The following is an 18442-nucleotide window of genomic DNA, read 5'->3' as shown; positions in this document are numbered from 1 at the left end:
GGCTCCAATAGAGAGGAGATCTCTACACGCTTCGGACCGGGAAACTCTGACCCTATCCCAACCCGCTCGCCGGGCTCCAATAGAGAGGAGATCTCTACTCGCTTCGGACCGGGAAACTCTGACCCTATCCCAACCCGCTCGCCGGGCTCCAATAGAGAGGAGATCTCCACACGCTTCGGACCGGGAAACTCTGACCCTATCCCAACCCGCTCGCCGGGCTCCAATAGAGAGGAGATCTCCACACGCTTCGGACCGGGAGCCTCTGACCCTATCGCCCCAGCTACCCAACGACGTCGCCTCAGCGATATTCCTGAGGAGAGCGAACCGGACGGCAGTTCAACCGCATCAAGGCGCTCATCCAGCCAGGACTCGCAGGCGTCCGCTGAGACTGGAGCCAGAGGAAAAGCAGAGGAGTCGGACGCGGCCTCTGTCGCTAGCAGGGGGTCGGACGAAACGGAACTGCCGCCCTACTCGCGCTCGCGCGCCAATACGGAAAGGTCGGATGCCTCCGACACGTCCTCAGTAACGAACAAGTCTGATCTTTCCGACTCGAAATCAACATTGAGCGATGCAGATCAAGCGCAGGCCCGCACAAACAACATGTCGTTCGATTCGGACGCCGAGTCACAGTCCCTCAAGGCAGGTCAGTCGTCGTCAAGTTCGAGCGCGTCCGACGCCTCGGGTAGGTCCATACCTGAGCCGGATTACGATGGAGCACGCCCCTATGGCAGCTCATCGGACTACGCCTCTATCGATGAGATAGCGCCGAAGAAGACTGAGCCGAGCTCTTCGAGCCCGACCAAGAAATCATCGGACTACGCCGATATCGATCAGGTAACGCCGAAAAAAGCTGAGCCACCATCCTCAAGCGCAGATGTCGAGGAGCCTATTTATGCCGTTGTGAATAAGAAAAAAGCCAAGCCGGACGACCCGACTCCAACCTCCGCCAAGCCCGATCCGGATGCCCAAACTTCACGGCCAGACGCAAACAAGCAGGCCGATGACCCGGTACGGCTGGAGGACATATTGATAACCGAGAAAAGTAAAGATCAAATCCGCCGTACATTGAATCTGGACAAACTGACGGACGAGCAACTGAGCAAGCTCGGTTTGAAAAGGGAGGATCTGCCAGCGCAGCCCGCAGAAGGATCGGCAAGCGATGACTGGATTCGCTTCGCATGGCGCCCAACCAACGAGTTGACCAATGACCAGTTGATCAAACTTGGCTGGAAAAAGGGTGAGCTTGCGCCGGACTATGACAACGCTCCGCCAAAAACAGATCTGCCCTCACAGTCCGCAGCAGGAACGGCTGACGACGACTGGATTCGCTTCGCGTGGCGCCCAACCAACGAGTTGACCAATGACCAGTTGATCAAACTTGGCTGGAAAAAGGGTGAGCTTGCGCCGGACTATGACAACGCTCCGCCAAAAACAGATCTGCCCTCACAGTCCGCAGCAGGAACGGCTGACGACGACTGGATTCGCTTCGCGTGGCGCCCAACCAACGAGTTGACCAATGACCAGTTGATCAAACTTGGCTGGAAAAAGGGTGAGCTTGCGCCGGACTATGACGACGTTCCGCCAGCTGAACCCAAACCGGACAACGACACTACCTCCCTAGCACCCACCGAACCGCCAGTGGACTACCCCGACGGGGCTGGGGACAACGCCGCTGACGCTACCAAGCAAACGCCACGGGTGCGTCCGTGCCCAGTCTCAACACCGGGAACGCCAGCACCGGGCCCCTGCACAACGCCGGAGCAATAACGGCAAATCGCAGGCACAAAAAAGGGCTGGTATCACCAGCCCTTTTTTATTTTGCCGCTGGGCCCATCAGGCCGGCTGTTTGGCATAGCGCGCCAGTTGCGCATCCTTGCTCATTACATCCAGGGTGTTGGCCAGCACCTGTTCGCTGGTGACATCGGCCTTGGAGAAAATGCTGTCGAAGTTGGCGTGGGTGACCTGGGCGAAATGCTCGCGGTCGGCTTTTTCCACACCCAGCAAGGTGGCGTAGGCATCCAGCGCTTCGCCCTGGCCCTGGGCCATGTCTTCGGCAATGGAGTCGAGCATGCCGTTCATGGCCAGCATCGAGCGGCCGCCGTAGCCGAGTTTGACGTGGGAGTCGCAACCATTGGTGCCGGAGGTCAGACCGAACGTGGCGTTGCCCGAGGTGCCGTTGGTGGTGGTGGCCAGCAGGTGAGGGGCCAGCCCGCGCTGACCTTCGAACAACATATTGCCCCAGCCGCAACCGCCACCGCCGGCCTGATCGGCCTGGGCGGCGAAGCTGGTAGCGCCAAGAATCGCCAGAGTCAAAACTTTGCCAAGCAGTCGCTTATCCATGGTCTGCGCTCCGCAGTTATTTGTTGTAAAACGCTCTTGCAGCTTTGGTGACACATCCCCCCCTGTCAAACCGACGCCGGACGACCGGTAGGCTTGGCACACCGCCAACGCCGGTGGCACCATGCCTGCCGCACTCAGCCTGAGCCCTGCCGTCTGTGTTTGCCCTTCTGCCGCTTCAGCGATTTCTTCTCTTTGTATTGGCCATGCTGGCCCTGACCGGCTGCGAACGGCCGCCCGCCATAGCCCTGGATCAGCAGGTGTATATCTGGCAGCGGCAATGGCGCCCGGCCCATGCCCAGGCCCTGGCAGACAGCCGTGCAGACTTCTCCACCCTGCGGGTGCTGGCCGCCCAGGCACACCCGGAGGAAGGCTGGATTCAAGCGCGCATCGACAGCGAGCTGCTGCGCCAGGATGGCCGGCCGCTGATTGCCGTGATCCGCCTCGACGGCCAACTGCCACGCCTGGACAACAGCGCCATCCGCCAACACCTGCAAAGCATTGTGCGCATCTGGCAGGCCAGTGGCCTGAACCTGCGCGGCGTGGAAATCGACCATGACTGCGCCAGCGCCCGTCTGCCCGCCTACGCGGCGCTGCTGCAGGAAATTCGTAGCGAGTTGCCGGCCGAGCTGAGCCTGAGCATCACCGCCCTGCCCGCCTGGCTAAGCAGCCCGGCACTCAAGACGTTGCTGGCAAAGGTGGACGGTTCAGTGCTGCAAGTGCATGCGGTCAATCGCCCCGAGGCCGGGCTGTTCGATGCCAGGCAGGCCGAACGTTGGGCCCGCGCCTATGCCCGGCTCAGCGGCAAACCCTTTCTGCTCGCTCTGCCTGCCTATGGGGCGGCGCTGACGGCCGATGGCGCGGTGGAAAGCGAAGTGCCGTTGCGCCAGGGCGGTGGCCGCCAGGAGTTGCAGGCCGAACCGGCGCAGGTAGCGGAACTGCTGCGCACTCTGGATAACTCGCCCGTGCCGCAGTTGGCCGGGCTGATATGGTTTCGCCTGCCGCTGGCCGGTGATCGCCGCGCCTGGCCGCTGGTTACCCTGCAGGCCGTCATGCATCGACAAGCGCTGCACAGCGACGTGCAGGTGACGGTGCAGCAACAAGCCGATGCAAATGCCGAGCTGTATGAATTGCGCCTGACTAACCCAGGCAATCTGCCCGCCGCGTTGCCGCCACACCTGAGCAATGCCAGCGCCAGCTGCCAAGCCGGTGACGGGGCCCAGGGCTATCGCCTGCAACGCGCGGCCAATAGTCTCGAATTTGTTCGCCAACAGCCCGGCCAGTTGGCCGCCGGCCACAGTCGCGCCCTGGGTTGGTTGCGCTGCTCACAGCTGGATCAAGGAGGATTTCGTGTCACGCCTTAATTTGCCTCGCTATTTGCTCGCCATTGCCGTGGCTGCGGTCATGGTTTCGCCCGTGGCCCTGGCCTGCGGACCGGACTATCCCATGCGCCTATTGCGCGACCGGGCCTACAGCCTGGCGGACCTGCCGGAAGGCAACTTCAACTTTGAGGCCAGCCGCCTGGCCATCGATACGCCCGCGCTGAAACAAGCGGCCAGCTACGACAGCGAAAGCCGCTGGGATGCCAACCAAAGCCGTTACCTGGAAGAACTCGAGGTAGCCGAGCCCCAGGGCCTGAGCGCCGAGCAACTGGCCAGGGTGCGCCAACTGCGCCAGCTCAACGACCCGCTGCAGGCCGAGCAGGCCGGCGCCGAACTGCCCGCCGAGTTGCGCCTGTACACCGCCGGCGCGGTGGCCTTTGCCCAGCTGGACGACGTCCGCGCCCAGGCCTATTTCCGTCGAGTGCTGGCCTTGCCCGAGGGCGAACGGCAACTGCGTGGCATTTGGGCCGCGTACTCCCTGGGGCGCAGTCTGGCCCGCAGTGCCGATGGAGCGCGGGCCGCGGAACTAAATGAAGTGCAAATCGGCGAGGCCCGCCAAGCCGATCTGCAGGCAGCCAAACAGGCCTTCCAGCTCACCCGCCAGCTCGCCCTGGCCGGTGCCAGTGACCCCATGGAACTGGGCATCGCCAGCCTCGGCGAAGAAGCGCGGCTGGAACTGGATGCCGGCAACTGGTCGGCGGCTATTCCGCTGTATGCCAGTCAGCTGAAACTGGGGTCCACCACCGGCTACAGCTCGATGAAGCAGTTGGCCGTGCAATTGACGCAAATGCCTGAGGCCCAACTGGCACCGCTGCTGCAGCAACTGCCGGTGCAGCAATTGCTTACGGCCTATCTGGTCACCCATTCCGGCTGGTCCTATGGCGATCAGCCGAGCGGCGAGAAAGCCCTGGTGCAACTGCTGCAACGCAATGCCATCGTCACCCTGGCCAACGCTGATCGCCTGGCCGCCCTCAGCTATCAATTTGGCGACTACGCCGCCACCGCCACCCTGCTCGAACATGCGGCCGACACCGGTATGACCTGGTGGCTGCGGGCCAAGATGGCCTTGCGCAATGGCGATAACGCCGGTGCCCAGGCCGCCTATGCCAAGGCCGCGCAAGCCTTTCCCGAAGACGAAAGCTGGGGCTGGCGACGGGACTACGATTGGAATGGCGAAACCCTGAAACCGCGCTGCCGGGTCGAGGGCGAAGGTGCCATTCTGGCCTTGCAACGTGGCGATTATCTGGAAGCGTTCGAGGCTCTGTATCGCAGCGGCTATATCTATTGGGCCGACACCGCCGAAGTGGCCGAGCGGGTGTTGAGCACCGACGAGCTGAAAACCTTCGTGGATGCCCAGGTGCCGGCACCGCCTGCGATTGCCACGCCGCCCGATCCCTTCACCTATCAACCGCGCCCGGTGGCGGCCGAGTTGCGCCAACTGCTGGGTCGCCGCCTGTTGCGCGAGGGGCGCTACGACGAGGCACCGGCCTACTTCTACGAACTCAGTCTGCAAGCCGCCGCCCGCGACTATGGCCAGGCCCGCAAGGCCGCCGCCGCACGCTGGAGCGACAGCGGCAAAGCCGAAGCGCTGTACCAGGCCGGCAAGCTGGCCCGTCACCAGGGTTTGGAGTTGCTCGGCTATGAGATGTCGCCCGACTTTGCCTGGTTCGACGGTTTGTACAGCCTTGAGCGCGTACAAACCCAGGAGCCGGCCGGCCTGCTCAGTCGCGGCGAAGTGGACCGGCAGAACGCCAACCTGGCGCAACCGAACAATCGCTACCACTACCGCTGGGTCGCCGCCGAACTGGGCAGCCAGGCGGCGGATCTGCTGCCGCCTACCAGTCAGGCCTATGCCGCCACCCTGTGCCAGGCCACCGGCTGGATTCAGTGGAGCGATCAGGCCCTGGCCCGCAGCCTGTACCAGCGCTACGTGGAAAACGGCCCGGCGGTGCCCTGGGCGATCAACTTCGGCAATAACTGCCCAGAGCCCAACTTCGCCAGTGTCGACCGCGACCTCTGGCAACTGCGCCTGGACGATTTGCGCCGCAGCGCCCGCCCCTACAAAGGCTGGCTATTCGGCCTGGCCCTGGTGGGCGGCGTATTGGCGGCTGGATATTGGCGCAAGAAGCGCCGTGTCACAGTTCAACCAACCGACCCATCGCGGGGGCCGTAGCCTTGACTATCTTGACTATAGTGATGGAACGGAACTGCCCTGTTGATATCGGATAGTCACTGCCTACTGGAGCCAACCCCATGAGTGAGTCAACCAACGAGCGTCGGCGCTTTCAGCGTATTGCCTTCGACGCCAGCACCGAGATCGCCCAGGGCGATCAGCGCTGGACGGTTGAACTGCACGACCTTTCCCTCAAAGGCCTGCTGGCGCAGCGCCCGGAAAACTGGAGCGGTGATGCCAGTCAGGCGTTCGACGCCAGCGTGCGCCTGAGCCCGGATGTGTATGTACGTATGGAAGTGGTATTGGCCCGCGACAACAGCGGATTGCTCGGCTTTGAATGCCGGCATATCGACCTGGATTCGATCAGCCATCTGCGCCGGCTGGTGGAGTTGAATCTGGGCGATGAGGATTTGCTGGAGCGCGAGCTGACGTCTTTGGGTGAGGCGTAACGGCGACTAAAAAGCTCGCGGCTAAAGCCCCTCCCACAGGGAACGCCTTTCCATGTGGGAGGGGCTTTAGCCGCGATGGCCTTTACTCGAACAACGCATCCAACGCCTGTTCAAGACGCGTCACGGCAATAATCTGCAACCCCGGCGGAGCTTCTTTCGGGGCATTGCCTTTGGGCACGATGGCGCGTTTGAAGCCATGCTTGCCTGCCTCCTTCAAACGCTCCTGACCACTGGGCACCGGCCGCACTTCGCCGGACAGCCCCACCTCGCCAAACACCAGCAAGTCATGGGGCAACGGCCGGTTGCGCAGGCTGGACATCACCGCCGCCATGATCGGCAGGTCGGAAGCGGTTTCCATCACCTTCACCCCGCCCACCACGTTGAGAAACACATCCTGGTCATGGGTGGGAATGCCGCCGTGGCGGTGCAATACCGCCAGCAACATGGCCAGACGGTTCTGATCCAGGCCCAGAGTTACCCGCCGTGGGTTGGCCAGATGGCTGGTGTCCACCAGCGCCTGCACCTCGATCAGCATCGGCCGAGTGCCTTCCCAGGTGGCCATTACCACACTACCCGGCACCTCTTCTTGAGCGCGGGTAAGAAAGATCGCCGAGGGGTTGGAGACTTCCTTCAACCCCCGGTCGGTCATGGCAAATACGCCCAGCTCATTCACCGCACCGAAGCGATTTTTCACCGCCCGCAGCAAGCGCAGGCGGCCATCGGACTCGCCCTCGAAATACAGCACGGTATCGACCATATGCTCAAGCACCCGCGGCCCGGCCAGGGCACCTTCCTTGGTCACATGGCCGACCAGAAAGATTGCCGTGCCGCTCTGCTTGGCATAACGCACCAGCAAGGCCGCGCTCTCGCGCACCTGGGCGACGCCGCCGGGGGCTGATTGCAGTTGTTCGGTAAAAATGGTCTGGATCGAATCGATCACCATGACCTTGGGTTTTTCCACTTTGGCGGTGGCGATGATCGACTCGATGCAGGTTTCGGTCATCACCTTGAGCTTGTCTTCCGGCAGGCCCAGACGGCGCGCGCGCATGGCCACCTGCTGCTGCGACTCCTCGCCGGTGACATACAGGGCGGGCAGGCGGGTGGCGATATTGCACAGGGTCTGCAGCAGGATGGTGGACTTGCCGATGCCGGGGTCGCCACCGATCAGCACCACCGAGCCATCCACCAGACCGCCACCGAGCACGCGGTCCAGCTCGGCCGAGGCGGTGGAAAAGCGCGGCATTTCTTCCACACTGACTTCGGCCAGGGTTTTCAACTGCGCCTGTTGCCCGGCCCAGCCGGCACGACCGCTGGCAGCGGTTTCGCTACCGACCTCGATCATGCTTTCCACCAGGGTGTTCCAGGCACCGCATTCGCCACACTGGCCGGCCCATTTGGGGAAGGTCGCACCGCACTCGGTGCAGCCATACATACGCTTGGCCTTGGCCATCTCAACCCCCCTCGCCGAAAAGCGCCGATGATAGCTCAGCTACCGACGCCCGTGGCGTATGGCCTGTGCTCCGGCCTTTAGTCGCTACTGGCCTCCTGCAGCCGCCGGGAAATTTCCAGATTGAGCCGCACCCGCTCGTTCTTTAGCGCCTTGAGCGCCCTGTCGTCCATGGCGTGACGCCCGTCCTCGACCTGAAAGATCTGCTTGTCCAGCGCTGAATACTCGGCAGCCAGCCGACTGAATTGCGCATCCTGGCCCAGCAGCCGTTGCAGTTCTTCCTGGAATTCGGGAAATTCCTGATGCAGCGGATGGTGTTCGAGGGTCATGGGCCGTCTCCTGTCGCGGTTGGGGGTGGTGTCTTCTACAGCCTAGACCAGCGGCAACATCGGGGAACACCATTGGCTCGGGCCGGTCATTTGAAGCTGGGAGTGGCTAAAGCGCTGCTCTACACTGCCTCCAACCATTATCAGTAACAGGGAGTCCATCTATGAGCGTACTCAGCGAATTCAAAGCCTTTGCAGTTAAAGGCAATGTCATCGATATGGCGGTCGGGATCATCATTGGCGCGGCGTTCGGCAAGATCGTTTCGTCATTCGTTGGCGACGTGGTGATGCCGCCCATTGGCCTGTTGATTGGCGGAGTGGATTTCTCTGATCTGGCGATTACGCTTAAAGAAGCTGTCGGCGACAAGCCGGCTGTGTTGCTGGCGTACGGCAAGTTTCTGCAGACCTGTTTGGACTTTGTGATTGTCGCGTTTGCGATTTTCATGGGGGTGAAGGCGATCAATAAGCTGCACAAGGAACAGGCCAAGGCACCCCCTGCGCCGACGGCTGAGGTGGTGTTGTTGACGGAGATTCGGGATTTGCTCAAGAGCGAAAACGCTGTGGATAAACAACCACCGCTTTGAGCTGGATAGTGCTTCGACACCACGCGTATTTCTGCGAGATTCTGGGTCCCAGCCTGCGCTGGGACGACGGAGGTTTTAGCGGCCTCCCCCGTCATCCCAGCGCAGGCTGGGATCCAGGTACGGAGGTAAAAAGCCAAGCGCCGTTTACATTCGTTCCAGCACGTTGGCCAACACCCGAATCCCCGGCCGAATCCGCTGCGCATCGATTGCATGAAACCCCAAGCGCATAAAATTCACCGGCACATGCTGCCCAAAGAAAAACTGCGCCCCTGACTCAATCAACACACTCTGCTGCGCCGCCGCCCACGCCAGCTTCTGCGTATCCACGCCCTCCGGCGCCGCCAGCCAAAACGCACTCGCCCCGGGGCTGCCCACATGCTCACACCCCGGCAAGTCTTCCCGCAGCGCCTCACTCAACGTCTCCCGCCGCCGCGCATGTTCCTCACGGAAGCGGCGCAAATGCGCGTCGTAATGCCCCTGGGCAAGAAACTCGGCCAACATGCGCTGGTTGTTCAACGGCGGATGCCGGTACATCAGGCGCCGCAGCGCACGCAGTTCGTCGATCAGTTCGGCATCGGCGACCATATAGCCAATCCGCAACCCCGGCGAAAAGGCTTTGGACAGGCTGCTCAGGTAGATCACTCGGCCATGGCTATCGCTGGCCTTGAGCGCCGGCTGCGGATGGTTGTCGAGGTTCAGCTCGGCGTCGTAGTCGTCTTCGATCAGTATCTGGTCGTGCTCACGGATCTGCCGCAGCAACTGACCACGCCGCCCGGGGCTCATGGCGATGCCGGTGGGCACCTGGTGGCCGGGGGTGACGTACAGGTATTCACAGTCGTTCAACCGGGAGTCGACCACCAGGCCTTCGCGGTCGATGTCTTGCAGCTGCACCTGGGCACCTTGCAGATCAAAGATACTCAGGGCATCGCGAAAACCGGGGTTTTCCACCGCTACTTTCACACCTTTGCCCATCAGCAAGGTGGCCAGTAGATACAAGGCGTTTTGCGAACCGAGGGTGACCAGAATTTCATCCGCGCGCGCCCAGATGCCGCGTTTGGGTAGCACGCGGGTGCGCAGTTGTTCGATGAGCATTTCATCGTCACGGTCGAAGCGGTCGCGCAGCCAGCCCTGGTCGCGTTCGCTGCGCAGGGTATTGCGCGAGACTTCACGCCAGCGCTCCAGGGGAAACAGGTCGCGAATCGGTTGGCCGTAAACGAAGGGATAGGTGAAACCCGGCCAGTTGCTCGGGCGCAGCACGCCATGCTTCAGGCTGGGCTGCATCTTGAAGCGCGCAGCCCAATTCGGTGCACGTTCGCTGCTGCTGTCGTCGTTGTGTTCGGGTTGGCGCTGCGGCGTCATGCGCAGCACGCTGTCGTCGAAGTCGGCACCGCAGTAGTCCGGGTGCAGGTAGTAACCACTGCGCGGGCGACTGACCAGGTAGCCGTTGTCCAGCAGGCTTTCGTACACCAGGGCCACGGTGTTGCGGGAAATGGAGAGCTGCTGGGACAGCTTGCGACAGGAGGGCAATGGCTCGTCCGCGGGGAAACCACCACCGAGAATGGTCGACACCAGCGACTCGCGCAGTTGCTCCTGAAGGCCGCGCTGCTGGTCGAAATCCAGATGAAACAGGTGATCGATCATGGTGGCTCCACATACTTGCCGACCGATGAACTTTGCAAGTACCGCGCCACCCATTTCTGGCTTCAGACTGGCCAGTCGAATGGCCAGAACTGCCCCTATCGCCTCGCTTCCGGGCGTCTCTATGGTTGGTCCCAGCCAACTGAAAAAGCCCCTGGAGCAGCAAAGATGAAGCACACGAACAACGGTTCGCTGGCCCTCAAATCGCTTGGCCTGTTGCGCAAGCTGACCCTCGCCACCCTAGTACTCAGTGCCCCATTTGCCCACGCCGACCTCGACGACGTGAAGAGCAAAGGCGTGCTCACGGTCGCCACCGAAGATGACTACGCGCCGTTCAACTACATAGTCGACGGCAAGCCCGAGGGCTTTCACAAAGAGCTGCTGGAAGACCTGGTCGCTTACGCCAAGGAACAGAAAATCGATGTGAAGCAGGACATCCTGCCCTGGACCGGGCTGCTCGCTTCGGTGTCGTCCGGCCAATACGACGTAGCCTTCACCGGCGCCCTGGTCACCGACGAGCGCCTGCGGGTGTTCAACTTCACCCCACCGTTTGCCAGCGCCCAGCACTATTACGTAAAGCGCGCCGACGACAAGAGCCTCAGCGATATCGCCAGCCTGTGCGGCAAAACCGTCGGCGTGCAAGCCGGTAGCGCCCTGCTGGCGCGCCTGCCCGAGCTGAAAGCAATGATGAAAGAACAAGGCTGCGAGATGGGCAAAGTGGTCGAGTACCAATCCTACCCAGAGGTCTACGCGGATCTGGCCAACGGCCGTCTGGACTACGCCGTCAACGCCTTGATCTCGGTGAACGACCTGATCAAAACCCGCGGCGATACCTTCGCCAAAGGCATCGCGGTTTCCGGCCCCGGTTTTGCTGCCTGGCCGATGCCAAAAAACAGCCCGGAGCTGCTCAAGTTCCTCACCGGATTTATGGACAAGGTTCGCGCCAACGGCCGTCTGGCTGCCCTGCAAACCAAGTGGTTCGGCGAGGCCTTCGCGGATATGCCGAAAGAGCCGATCACCAATGTTGAGCAGTTCCACAAACTGGCTGGGATGTAAGCCCCTACACCGTCGTCCCAGCGGGCTGGGACCCAGAATTGCCCGGCGAGCGCCGTTCTCCTGACAGATTCTGGATCCCAGCCTGCGCTGGGATGACGGGGGGCTGGTTTGGGACTCGTATCCAAAGCCTCCCCCTCTCACACCTGGCCCCCGCTTTGCTTCTGTTTCCCCCAAGCCTTGCAAACCACTCACGGTCTGGCTCGCATAAACCCCGTTTTGAATAAGGAGCCGAGGCATGAACGGTCAAGCCTGGTTGTTGCTGTTGGAAGGTGCCTGGACCACCTTGTGGCTGTGCGGCATCGCCATTTCCATCGGTGTGGTATTGGGTCTTGGCGTGGCGCTGCTGCGCATGGCCAGGATCCCTTTTGTCGATCAGATTCTGGTGTTGTATATCAGCCTGGCCCGCGCCACGCCGCTGGTGACCTTTGTGCTGTTCCTGTTTCTGTCGGCACCGATGTTTGGCATCAATATGAACCGCAACACCGCCGCCATTGTGGCCATGACCCTGAACACGGCGGCCTTCAATGCCGAAATCTGGCGCGCGGCGTTTATCAGTTTCTCCCGCGATCAGCGTGAAGCAGCGCTGGCCTGTGGCATGACCGGCGGGGTGTTTTTCCGCCGCATCATGTTGCCGCAGATGATCACCAGCAGTCTGCCCGGCCTGGTCAACGAGATGTCGTTTCTGATCAAGGGCAGCCCGGCCATTGCGGTGATCGGCATCGTCGACCTGACCCGGGTGACCAACCGTATTTCCGCTGTCACCTACGAGCCCTTGCCGCCGATTCTCTGCGCTGCCTTGCTGTACATGCTGATCATCAGCGTGCTGCTCAAGCTGCAGGCCATGGCGGAAAAGAAAGCCAACCGTCTGGCCATGTGAAGGGAGGCTGCCATGACTGAATGGACGATTTTATGGGAAGCCCGCGAGACCTTCGTCAACGGCCTGCTCGGCACCTTGTTGCTGTTCGTGCTGTCAACGCTGTGCGCGTTCGTGCTGGGCTGTCTGGCGGTGTACCGCCTGGAAGAAGGCGATCGTTTTTCGACGGTGATTCGCGGCTTGATAAACCTGATGCGTACCCTGCCGTTTCTGATCCTCGCCTACCTGCTGTACTACGGCCTGCCGCAATTGGGCCTGCGCATGGACGCCTGGACCGCCGGTTTTATCAGCCTGATCATTTATCACGCAGCCTACTTCGCCGAGATCCTGCGCGGCAGCCGCCTGGTCATGCCCGAGGGCTATGTGGAAGCGGCCAAGGCCCATGGCTTTACGCCGGGGCGGCTGTTCTGGCGGATCATTCTGCCGCAGTTGGTGATCAAGACCCGGCCACTGCTGGGCAACCAGTTGATCATCGCCCTCAAGGACACTGCATTCCTGACCATTATCACCGTGCAGGAACTGACCGCCGCCGCCAACTCGGCGCAGTCCACCTATTTCATTCCTACCCAGGCCTTTGTGCTGGTGATCATCCTCTATTGGCTGATCAGCATCTGCCTGGAACTGGCACTCAAATGGGCCGCCCGCTTCGGCGCCAAACGAGGTTTTGATTATGTCTGACGTAGCCCCTGTAAACGTTGCTGCGCCGGCAGTCAGCATCAAGCGCATGTCGAAAAGCTTTGGCGATATCGAGGTGCTGCGCGATATCGATCTGGAGGTGCACAAAGGTCAGGTGGTCAGCGTGCTGGGCTCCAGCGGCTCGGGCAAATCCACCATGCTGCGCTGCATCAACTGGCTGGAGGTACCTGATCGCGGCACCATTCATATCGCCGGTCAGCGCATCGGCGTCAACGAAGCCGCCGCGCGGGAAATGAACAACAAGGAACTGGCCACCCTGCGCGCCAAGACCGGCATGGTGTTCCAGGGTTTCAACCTGTGGCCACACCTGACGGTGATCCAGAACGTGATGGAAGCGCCCATCTACGTAAAGGGCATGACCAAGGACCAGGCCCGCGCCATCGCCGAACAGCTGCTGGAAAAAGTCGGCATGAGCGAGCGCAAAGACGCCTATCCCTTTACCCTGTCCGGCGGGCAGAAACAGCGGGTGGCCATTGCCCGCGCGCTGGCCATGAGCCCGGAAGTGATATTGTTCGACGAACCCACCTCAGCCCTGGACCCCGAGCGGGTCGGTGAAGTGCTGCAGGTGATGAAGAACCTGTCGAGCGAGGGCTACACCATGATCGTGGTCACCCACGAAATGGAATTCGCCCGCGCCGTGTCGGACCAGGTGGTGTTTCTGGAAAAGGGCCTGATCATCGAAAAGTCGGCGCCCGACAAATTCTTCAGCAACCCGGAAACCGACCGGGTGCGCAAATTTCTCGAGCTGTCGAACTGACCGCTCCATCAAGTCGCCGTGAAGACGAGGTAAACATGAGCAAGGTGGTATTTATCACAGGGGCAACATCGGGCTTTGGCCGGGCTACCGCACGGCGTTTTGCCGAAGCGGGCTGGTCCCTGGTGTTGAGCGGTCGTCGCGAAGAGCGCCTGGTAGAACTGCAAAAAGAACTGGGTGCCAAGGTGCCGGTGCATATCGCGGTACTGGACGTGCGTGATGCCGCCGCCGTGCAGAAAATGGTCGACGATTTGCCTGAGGGCTTTCGCAATGTGCGCAGCCTGATCAACAACGCCGGCCTGGCGCTGGCACCGGAACCCGCGCAAAAGGTGGCCCTGGAAGACTGGCACACCATGATCGACACCAATATCACCGGGCTGGTCAACGTGACCCATGCGGTGTTGCCGAAGCTGCTGGAAACCGGTGCGGGCGCGAGCATCGTCAATATCGGTTCGGTGGCCGGCGAGTGGCCGTATCCGGGTGGCCATGTGTATGGCGCCAGCAAGGCGTTCGTTAAACAGTTCAGCTACAACCTGCGCTGCGACCTGATCGCCACTGGCGTGCGGGTTACCGATATTGCCCCGGGCATGGCCGAAACCGAGTTCACCCTGGTGCGCACCAAGGGCAATCAGGCGGCGTCGGATGCCATGTATGGCACCACTACACCATTGAGCGCTGAGGATATTGCCGAGCAGATCTACTACGTCGCCAGCTTGCCGGACCATATCAACATCAACCGGCTGGAGATCATGCCGAGTCGGCAGGCGTGGTCCGCGTTTGCGGTCGACCGCGACAAGTGATCGGTGTGGCTGCGCGTCGGCAGTGCTGCGTTAAAAACGGTTTTTAAATGCTCATGGGCTACAGCCCACTGCGCTTGAAAAACCGTTTTTGCCTTGCACTGCTCTAGCTCGCTCACACCGGGTGCCATCTTTTAAAGAGCATCGCAGCTGACCGGAGCCTTTGATCTAGCGGTTAATGCGCCTGCTCGGTGCGCTTCTTGTGCACGGCACCCGGCTCATGGTGCTCGTCCGCTTCCACAATCGGTACTTCCTTGCCATCACAGTCGAACAGTTTGCCGTCGCGAACAAAGTCGCCGTCGTTGAGGCAGGCGATATCGCGGTAGCGCACGGTGCGGTCGCTGGCGGCAACGAAGACCGACTGCTGGTCGGAGTTGCCGGCCCGCAGGTGGTTGAACAGCAGGTTGAGCAGAATGGCCATGATCGCCGCCGAGCTGATGCCGGAGTGGAAGATGGTTTCAAACCAGCCCGGGAAGTGGTGGTAGAAGGTCGGCGCGGCAATGGGGATCATGCCGAAACCGATCGAGGTGGCGACGATGATCAGGTTCATATTGTTGCGGTAGTCCACCTGCGCCAGGGTGCGGATACCACTGGCAGCCACAGTACCGAACAGCACCAGGCCGGCACCACCGAGCACTGCGGTCGGCACGGCCGCGACCAGGCGGCCCATCACCGGTAGCAAGCCGAGGGTCACCAGAATCAAACCGGCGGTGGCGACCACGTAGCGACTTTTCACCCCGGTGACAGCCACCAGGCCGACGTTCTGCGCAAACGCACTCTGGGTGAAAGAGCCGAACAGCGGTGCCAGGGCGCTGGAGATCATATCGGCGCGCAGGCCGTTGCCCAGGCGTTTGGAGTCGACCTTGGTGTCGATGATTTCGCCCACGGCAAGAATGTCTGCCGAGGTCTCCACCATGGTCACCACAATCACGATCAGCATCGACAGAATGGCGGCGACCTGAAAGGTCGGCATGCCGTAGTGCAGCACCGCCGGGGCGGCCATCAGCGGGCCGTCCAGTACGCGGGAGAAGTCGGCCATGCCCAGCGCGGTGGCGCCCAAGGTGCCGATGATGATTGCCAGCAGAATCGACAGGCGCGAGATGCTCGCACTGCCCAGCTTGCTCAGCAGCAGCACCATGGCCAGGGTGAACGCCGCCAGACTGATATTGGCTACGCTGCCGAAGTCGGCGGCCTGGCTGTTGCCGCCCATGGCCCAGCGCACCGCGACGGGCATCAGGCTGAGGCCGATGGTGGTGATGACGATGCCATTCACCAACGGCGGAAAGAATTTGATGATGCGCGAGAACACCGGGGTGATCAGCAGACCGATCAGCGAGGCGGCAATCACCGCCCCGAACACATTGGGCAGCCCTCCCGCACCGTCATTGCCAATGATCGCGATCATGGTGGCGACGCCGGAGAACGACACCCCCTGAACCAGCGGCAGGCGACAGCCGAAAAACGGCAAACCCAGGGTCTGCAACAAGGTAGCCAGACCGCCGGCGAACAGCGACGCGGCGATCAGCAGGCCGATCTCGGCAGACGGCAGGCCGGCCGCCTGGCCGATGATCAGCGGGACGGCGATGATGCCGCCGTACATGGTCAACACATGCTGGAGACCATAAGCCAGGTTGGCGCCAATACCGAGGTTCTCGTCCTCGGGACGAGATGAAGCGGAAGAAGTCATGGTGAGTAGCTCGCTTTTGTTATTTTGATGCGTCTAACAGCACGGTCTAAGTCGCATTCGTTGCGGTGTGTGGGTGGATCGTTGTACTCAGTGCCTGAGGCCCCCATGGGCATGGCCGGGGGTTCGCGGAAGGGCTGGGGAGAGGGTGCGGGCGAGCGCGTTGAGCGAGGCCGGCGGGGGGCGCGTGATAGGTTCGAGCAGCAAGGGTTGTTGCATGGCTGGAGACCGGCGCAATACACATCGGCGATTACCGGTGTCGTAGGCGCGGGAAATACTGTAAGCAAGATCCCATAGTTTTGTATACAAGAAATTCGGCAGAGGGTTACAAAAGGCTTGTCGTAAAGGTAGCCGCCAAGTTTGCCGCCAACGTGACAGCCGACAGCAGCACCAGCACGCTGCCAATCAGCAGGTGCAGGGACATCGGCTTGCGGCGAAACAGTACCTGCCCCGCCACATTGCCCAACAACGCCGGCACCAGCAGGCTGGCCGCCAACTGCAGATGCGCCAGGCTCAGTACCTGCAGCCACCACAGACTGCCCAGCGCCACCCCATCACTCAGCGCAAAAAACACAATTGCTGTCCCACGGACGCTGACGGCCGGTAAGCCGCTGCGCAGCAGATAGACCACCACCGGCGGCCCACCCGCGGAGGCCAGCGCCGTGACCACCCCGGAAACCAACCCCGCCGGCAACGCCCAACCGGTAGCCAACGGCCGCACCGCAGCGCGCTGGCGAACCAGCACCAGCACGCCGCCCACCAGGCACAGCAGGGCGACTACCGGTGCCATCCACTGCTCGGGCAAACGCGCCAACGCCAGCGAAGCCAGCGGCACCGCCAGCAGCATGCCGCCGATCAGGCGCAGGCCAATGCGCCGATCAAACGTCCGCCGAGCCTCCGGCCACAGGCTGATACTGCACAGCAGATCCACCAGCAACACCACCGGAATGGCCAAGGCCGGCGGGCTGACGGTGAGCAAGCCCAAGGCCAGCACCATGGAAAACCCAAAGCCGCTGTAACCGCGCAGCAGGCCAGCGGCAAAGGCCAGAATCAACAACATGTCAGGCACCCCTGATGGTGGAGGCCAAACTGTACGGAGCCGAGACTGGCCGGCGAGAGAGCCAGTTAAACGAAGTGCCTGAGCCACAACCCCATTCCACCCTCGGACCTTCACACCCTCGCTGCTCCTACGGGGAGGCAGCCGAGGCGCACCAAATCAGGTCACTCAAGCGGCGAAGCACCAGCACGGAGCATGCACATGCATAAAAACCTGACCAGCACGCCAACAAAATCGTCATCCGCGCCAGCCACACGCCGCTCACCACCGGCTTTACGCCCCAAAGGCACGCGTATTGCTCTAGCCTGCAGCAATCCGAATTCGCCTAAGACCGTAATGAACGCACCTGTCCCCCCTGTCCTGTTCACCCCCAGCTGGTACGCCGAGCTGGAGCTCGCCTATGCCCGCCAGGGCGACAGCACGCGACCGGTAATGCGGCGACATCAGGGCCCGCTGCGGGTGCAGAAGCACCTGTATGCCGAAGGCCCGGAAGTCTGTCAGCACATCATCGTTCACCCGCCGGGCGGTATTGCCGGGGGCGACCGCCTGAATATCAGCGTGCAGGTGCAGGAACAGGCCTGGGCTCAGCTCACCAGCCCTGGCGCGGCCAAGTGGTATCGCGCTGCCGGCCCGGCCTATCAGCAACTGGATATCCAGGTCGCCGCCGGTGCCACCCTGGAATGGCTGCCGCAGGAGACCATCGTCTACTCCGCCGCCCAGGCCGAACTCACTACCCGGATCGAACTGCAGGGCGACGCCCAACTGCTGTACTGGGACATGGTCGCCCTCGGCCGGCCGGCCGCCGGCGAGCGTTTCGACAAGGGCCATTTCCAGGCCCACCTGGACATTCGCCGCGACGGCAAGCTGCTCTGGCATGAACGCCAGCGCGTGGTCGGTGGCGATGGCCTGCTCGACTCGCCCATTGGGCTCGACGGCCATCCGGTGTTCGCCACCTTGCTGATCACCGGCGACCTCGCCCCTGAATTACTCGAACACTGCCGCGAACTCTGTGCCGGACCCCATGCCCGGGTGCGCGGTGATCTCAGCCAATTGCCGGGCCTGCTGGTGGCACGCTGCCTCGCTGTCGAGGCGCTGCATGCGCGGGCCTGGCTGATCGACCTCTGGCGCTTGCTGCGTCCGGCCTTGTTGGGCCGCGCTGCCGTACCGCCGCGAATCTGGAGTACCTGA

The 18442-nt window shown here is 62.0% G+C and carries 17 protein-coding genes; 11 read left to right on the top strand and 6 right to left on the bottom strand.

Going from position 1 to position 18442, the window contains the following annotated elements; genetic code table 11:
* Nucleotides 1-561 precede the first annotated feature (561 nt).
* Nucleotides 562-1767, top strand: a complete 1206-nt coding sequence (locus ACVW0Y_RS04370; RefSeq protein ID WP_457436308.1) for a hypothetical protein — start codon at nt 562-564, stop codon at nt 1765-1767.
* A 66-nt stretch (nt 1768-1833) separates the two neighbouring features.
* On the opposite strand, the gene ACVW0Y_RS04365 is transcribed toward ACVW0Y_RS04370, so the two are convergent.
* Nucleotides 1834-2340, bottom strand: a complete 507-nt coding sequence (locus ACVW0Y_RS04365; RefSeq protein ID WP_457436306.1) for a DUF3015 domain-containing protein — start codon at nt 2338-2340, stop codon at nt 1834-1836.
* A 203-nt stretch (nt 2341-2543) separates the two neighbouring features.
* On the opposite strand from ACVW0Y_RS04365, the gene ACVW0Y_RS04360 reads away from it, so the two are divergent.
* The 3 genes from ACVW0Y_RS04360 (at nt 2544) to ACVW0Y_RS04350 (ending at nt 6341) form a co-directional block, all read left to right on the top strand.
* The gene (locus ACVW0Y_RS04360; protein WP_457436304.1) at nt 2544-3701 is read left to right on the top strand and encodes a DUF3142 domain-containing protein; all 1158 of its coding nucleotides are present in this window, start codon (nt 2544-2546) and stop codon (nt 3699-3701) included.
* Between the two features lie 40 nt (nt 3702-3741).
* Nucleotides 3742-5892 (top strand): hypothetical protein, encoded by a 2151-nt coding sequence (locus ACVW0Y_RS04355; RefSeq protein ID WP_457436334.1) that lies wholly within the window; start codon nt 3742-3744, stop codon nt 5890-5892.
* A gap of 80 nt (nt 5893-5972) precedes the next feature.
* The gene (locus ACVW0Y_RS04350) at nt 5973-6341 is read left to right on the top strand and encodes a PilZ domain-containing protein (RefSeq protein ID WP_457436302.1); all 369 of its coding nucleotides are present in this window, start codon (nt 5973-5975) and stop codon (nt 6339-6341) included.
* A gap of 82 nt (nt 6342-6423) precedes the next feature.
* Here the strand turns inward: ACVW0Y_RS04350 and radA are convergent, their stop codons facing one another.
* Nucleotides 6424-7791 carry a DNA repair protein RadA gene (radA, locus tag ACVW0Y_RS04345; RefSeq protein ID WP_457436300.1) on the bottom strand — a complete coding sequence of 456 codons (1368 nt, stop codon included), beginning with the start codon at nt 7789-7791 and terminating at the stop codon, nt 6424-6426.
* Between the two features lie 77 nt (nt 7792-7868).
* Entirely contained in the window at nt 7869-8117 is a 249-nt protein-coding gene (locus tag ACVW0Y_RS04340) for a YdcH family protein (RefSeq protein WP_457436299.1), read from the bottom strand.
* 161 nt (nt 8118-8278) lie between these two features.
* Here ACVW0Y_RS04340 and mscL point away from each other — a divergent pair, with 161 nt between their 5' ends.
* Nucleotides 8279-8698, top strand: a complete 420-nt coding sequence (mscL, locus tag ACVW0Y_RS04335; protein WP_457436297.1) for a large-conductance mechanosensitive channel protein MscL — start codon at nt 8279-8281, stop codon at nt 8696-8698.
* A gap of 144 nt (nt 8699-8842) precedes the next feature.
* Here the strand turns inward: mscL and pdxR are convergent, their stop codons facing one another.
* Nucleotides 8843-10339 (bottom strand): MocR-like pyridoxine biosynthesis transcription factor PdxR, encoded by a 1497-nt coding sequence (gene pdxR / locus ACVW0Y_RS04330; RefSeq protein WP_457436296.1) that lies wholly within the window; start codon nt 10337-10339, stop codon nt 8843-8845.
* A 165-nt stretch (nt 10340-10504) separates the two neighbouring features.
* Between pdxR and ACVW0Y_RS04325 the strand changes: the two genes are divergently transcribed.
* The 5 genes from ACVW0Y_RS04325 to ACVW0Y_RS04305 all read left to right on the top strand — a co-directional run bounded on the left by ACVW0Y_RS04325 (nt 10505) and on the right by ACVW0Y_RS04305 (nt 14516).
* Nucleotides 10505-11392, top strand: coding sequence for a transporter substrate-binding domain-containing protein (locus ACVW0Y_RS04325; RefSeq protein ID WP_457436295.1), 888 nt, complete (start codon nt 10505-10507; stop codon nt 11390-11392).
* Between the two features lie 235 nt (nt 11393-11627).
* Nucleotides 11628-12269 (top strand): amino acid ABC transporter permease, encoded by a 642-nt coding sequence (locus ACVW0Y_RS04320; protein WP_457436294.1) that lies wholly within the window; start codon nt 11628-11630, stop codon nt 12267-12269.
* Nucleotides 12270-12281: 12 nt separating this feature from the next.
* Nucleotides 12282-12944: an amino acid ABC transporter permease gene (locus ACVW0Y_RS04315; RefSeq protein WP_457436293.1), complete on the top strand. Its 663-nt coding sequence runs from the start codon at nt 12282-12284 to the stop codon at nt 12942-12944.
* Nucleotides 12937-13719, top strand: coding sequence for an amino acid ABC transporter ATP-binding protein (locus tag ACVW0Y_RS04310; protein WP_457436292.1), 783 nt, complete (start codon nt 12937-12939; stop codon nt 13717-13719). The genes ACVW0Y_RS04315 and ACVW0Y_RS04310 overlap by 8 nt, the downstream gene beginning before the upstream one ends.
* Before the next feature lie 35 nt (nt 13720-13754).
* A complete protein-coding gene (locus ACVW0Y_RS04305; protein ID WP_457436290.1) occupies nt 13755-14516 on the top strand; it encodes an SDR family NAD(P)-dependent oxidoreductase in 762 nt (253 codons plus the stop codon).
* Nucleotides 14517-14688: 172 nt separating this feature from the next.
* Here the strand turns inward: ACVW0Y_RS04305 and ACVW0Y_RS04300 are convergent, their stop codons facing one another.
* Both ACVW0Y_RS04300 and ACVW0Y_RS04295 read right to left on the bottom strand, forming a co-directional pair.
* Nucleotides 14689-16200, bottom strand: coding sequence for a nucleobase:cation symporter-2 family protein (locus ACVW0Y_RS04300; RefSeq protein ID WP_457436289.1), 1512 nt, complete (start codon nt 16198-16200; stop codon nt 14689-14691).
* A gap of 322 nt (nt 16201-16522) precedes the next feature.
* Nucleotides 16523-17257: a sulfite exporter TauE/SafE family protein gene (locus tag ACVW0Y_RS04295; protein WP_457436287.1), complete on the bottom strand. Its 735-nt coding sequence runs from the start codon at nt 17255-17257 to the stop codon at nt 16523-16525.
* A gap of 333 nt (nt 17258-17590) precedes the next feature.
* Here ACVW0Y_RS04295 and ACVW0Y_RS04290 point away from each other — a divergent pair, with 333 nt between their 5' ends.
* Nucleotides 17591-18442 (top strand): urease accessory protein UreD, encoded by an 852-nt coding sequence (locus tag ACVW0Y_RS04290; RefSeq protein ID WP_457436286.1) that lies wholly within the window; start codon nt 17591-17593, stop codon nt 18440-18442.

The organism is Pseudomonas sp. TE3786 (assembly GCF_054057335.1).
The sequence above is the reverse complement of the archived record's forward strand: the minus strand, read 5'-3'. Positions and strand labels throughout refer to the sequence as shown.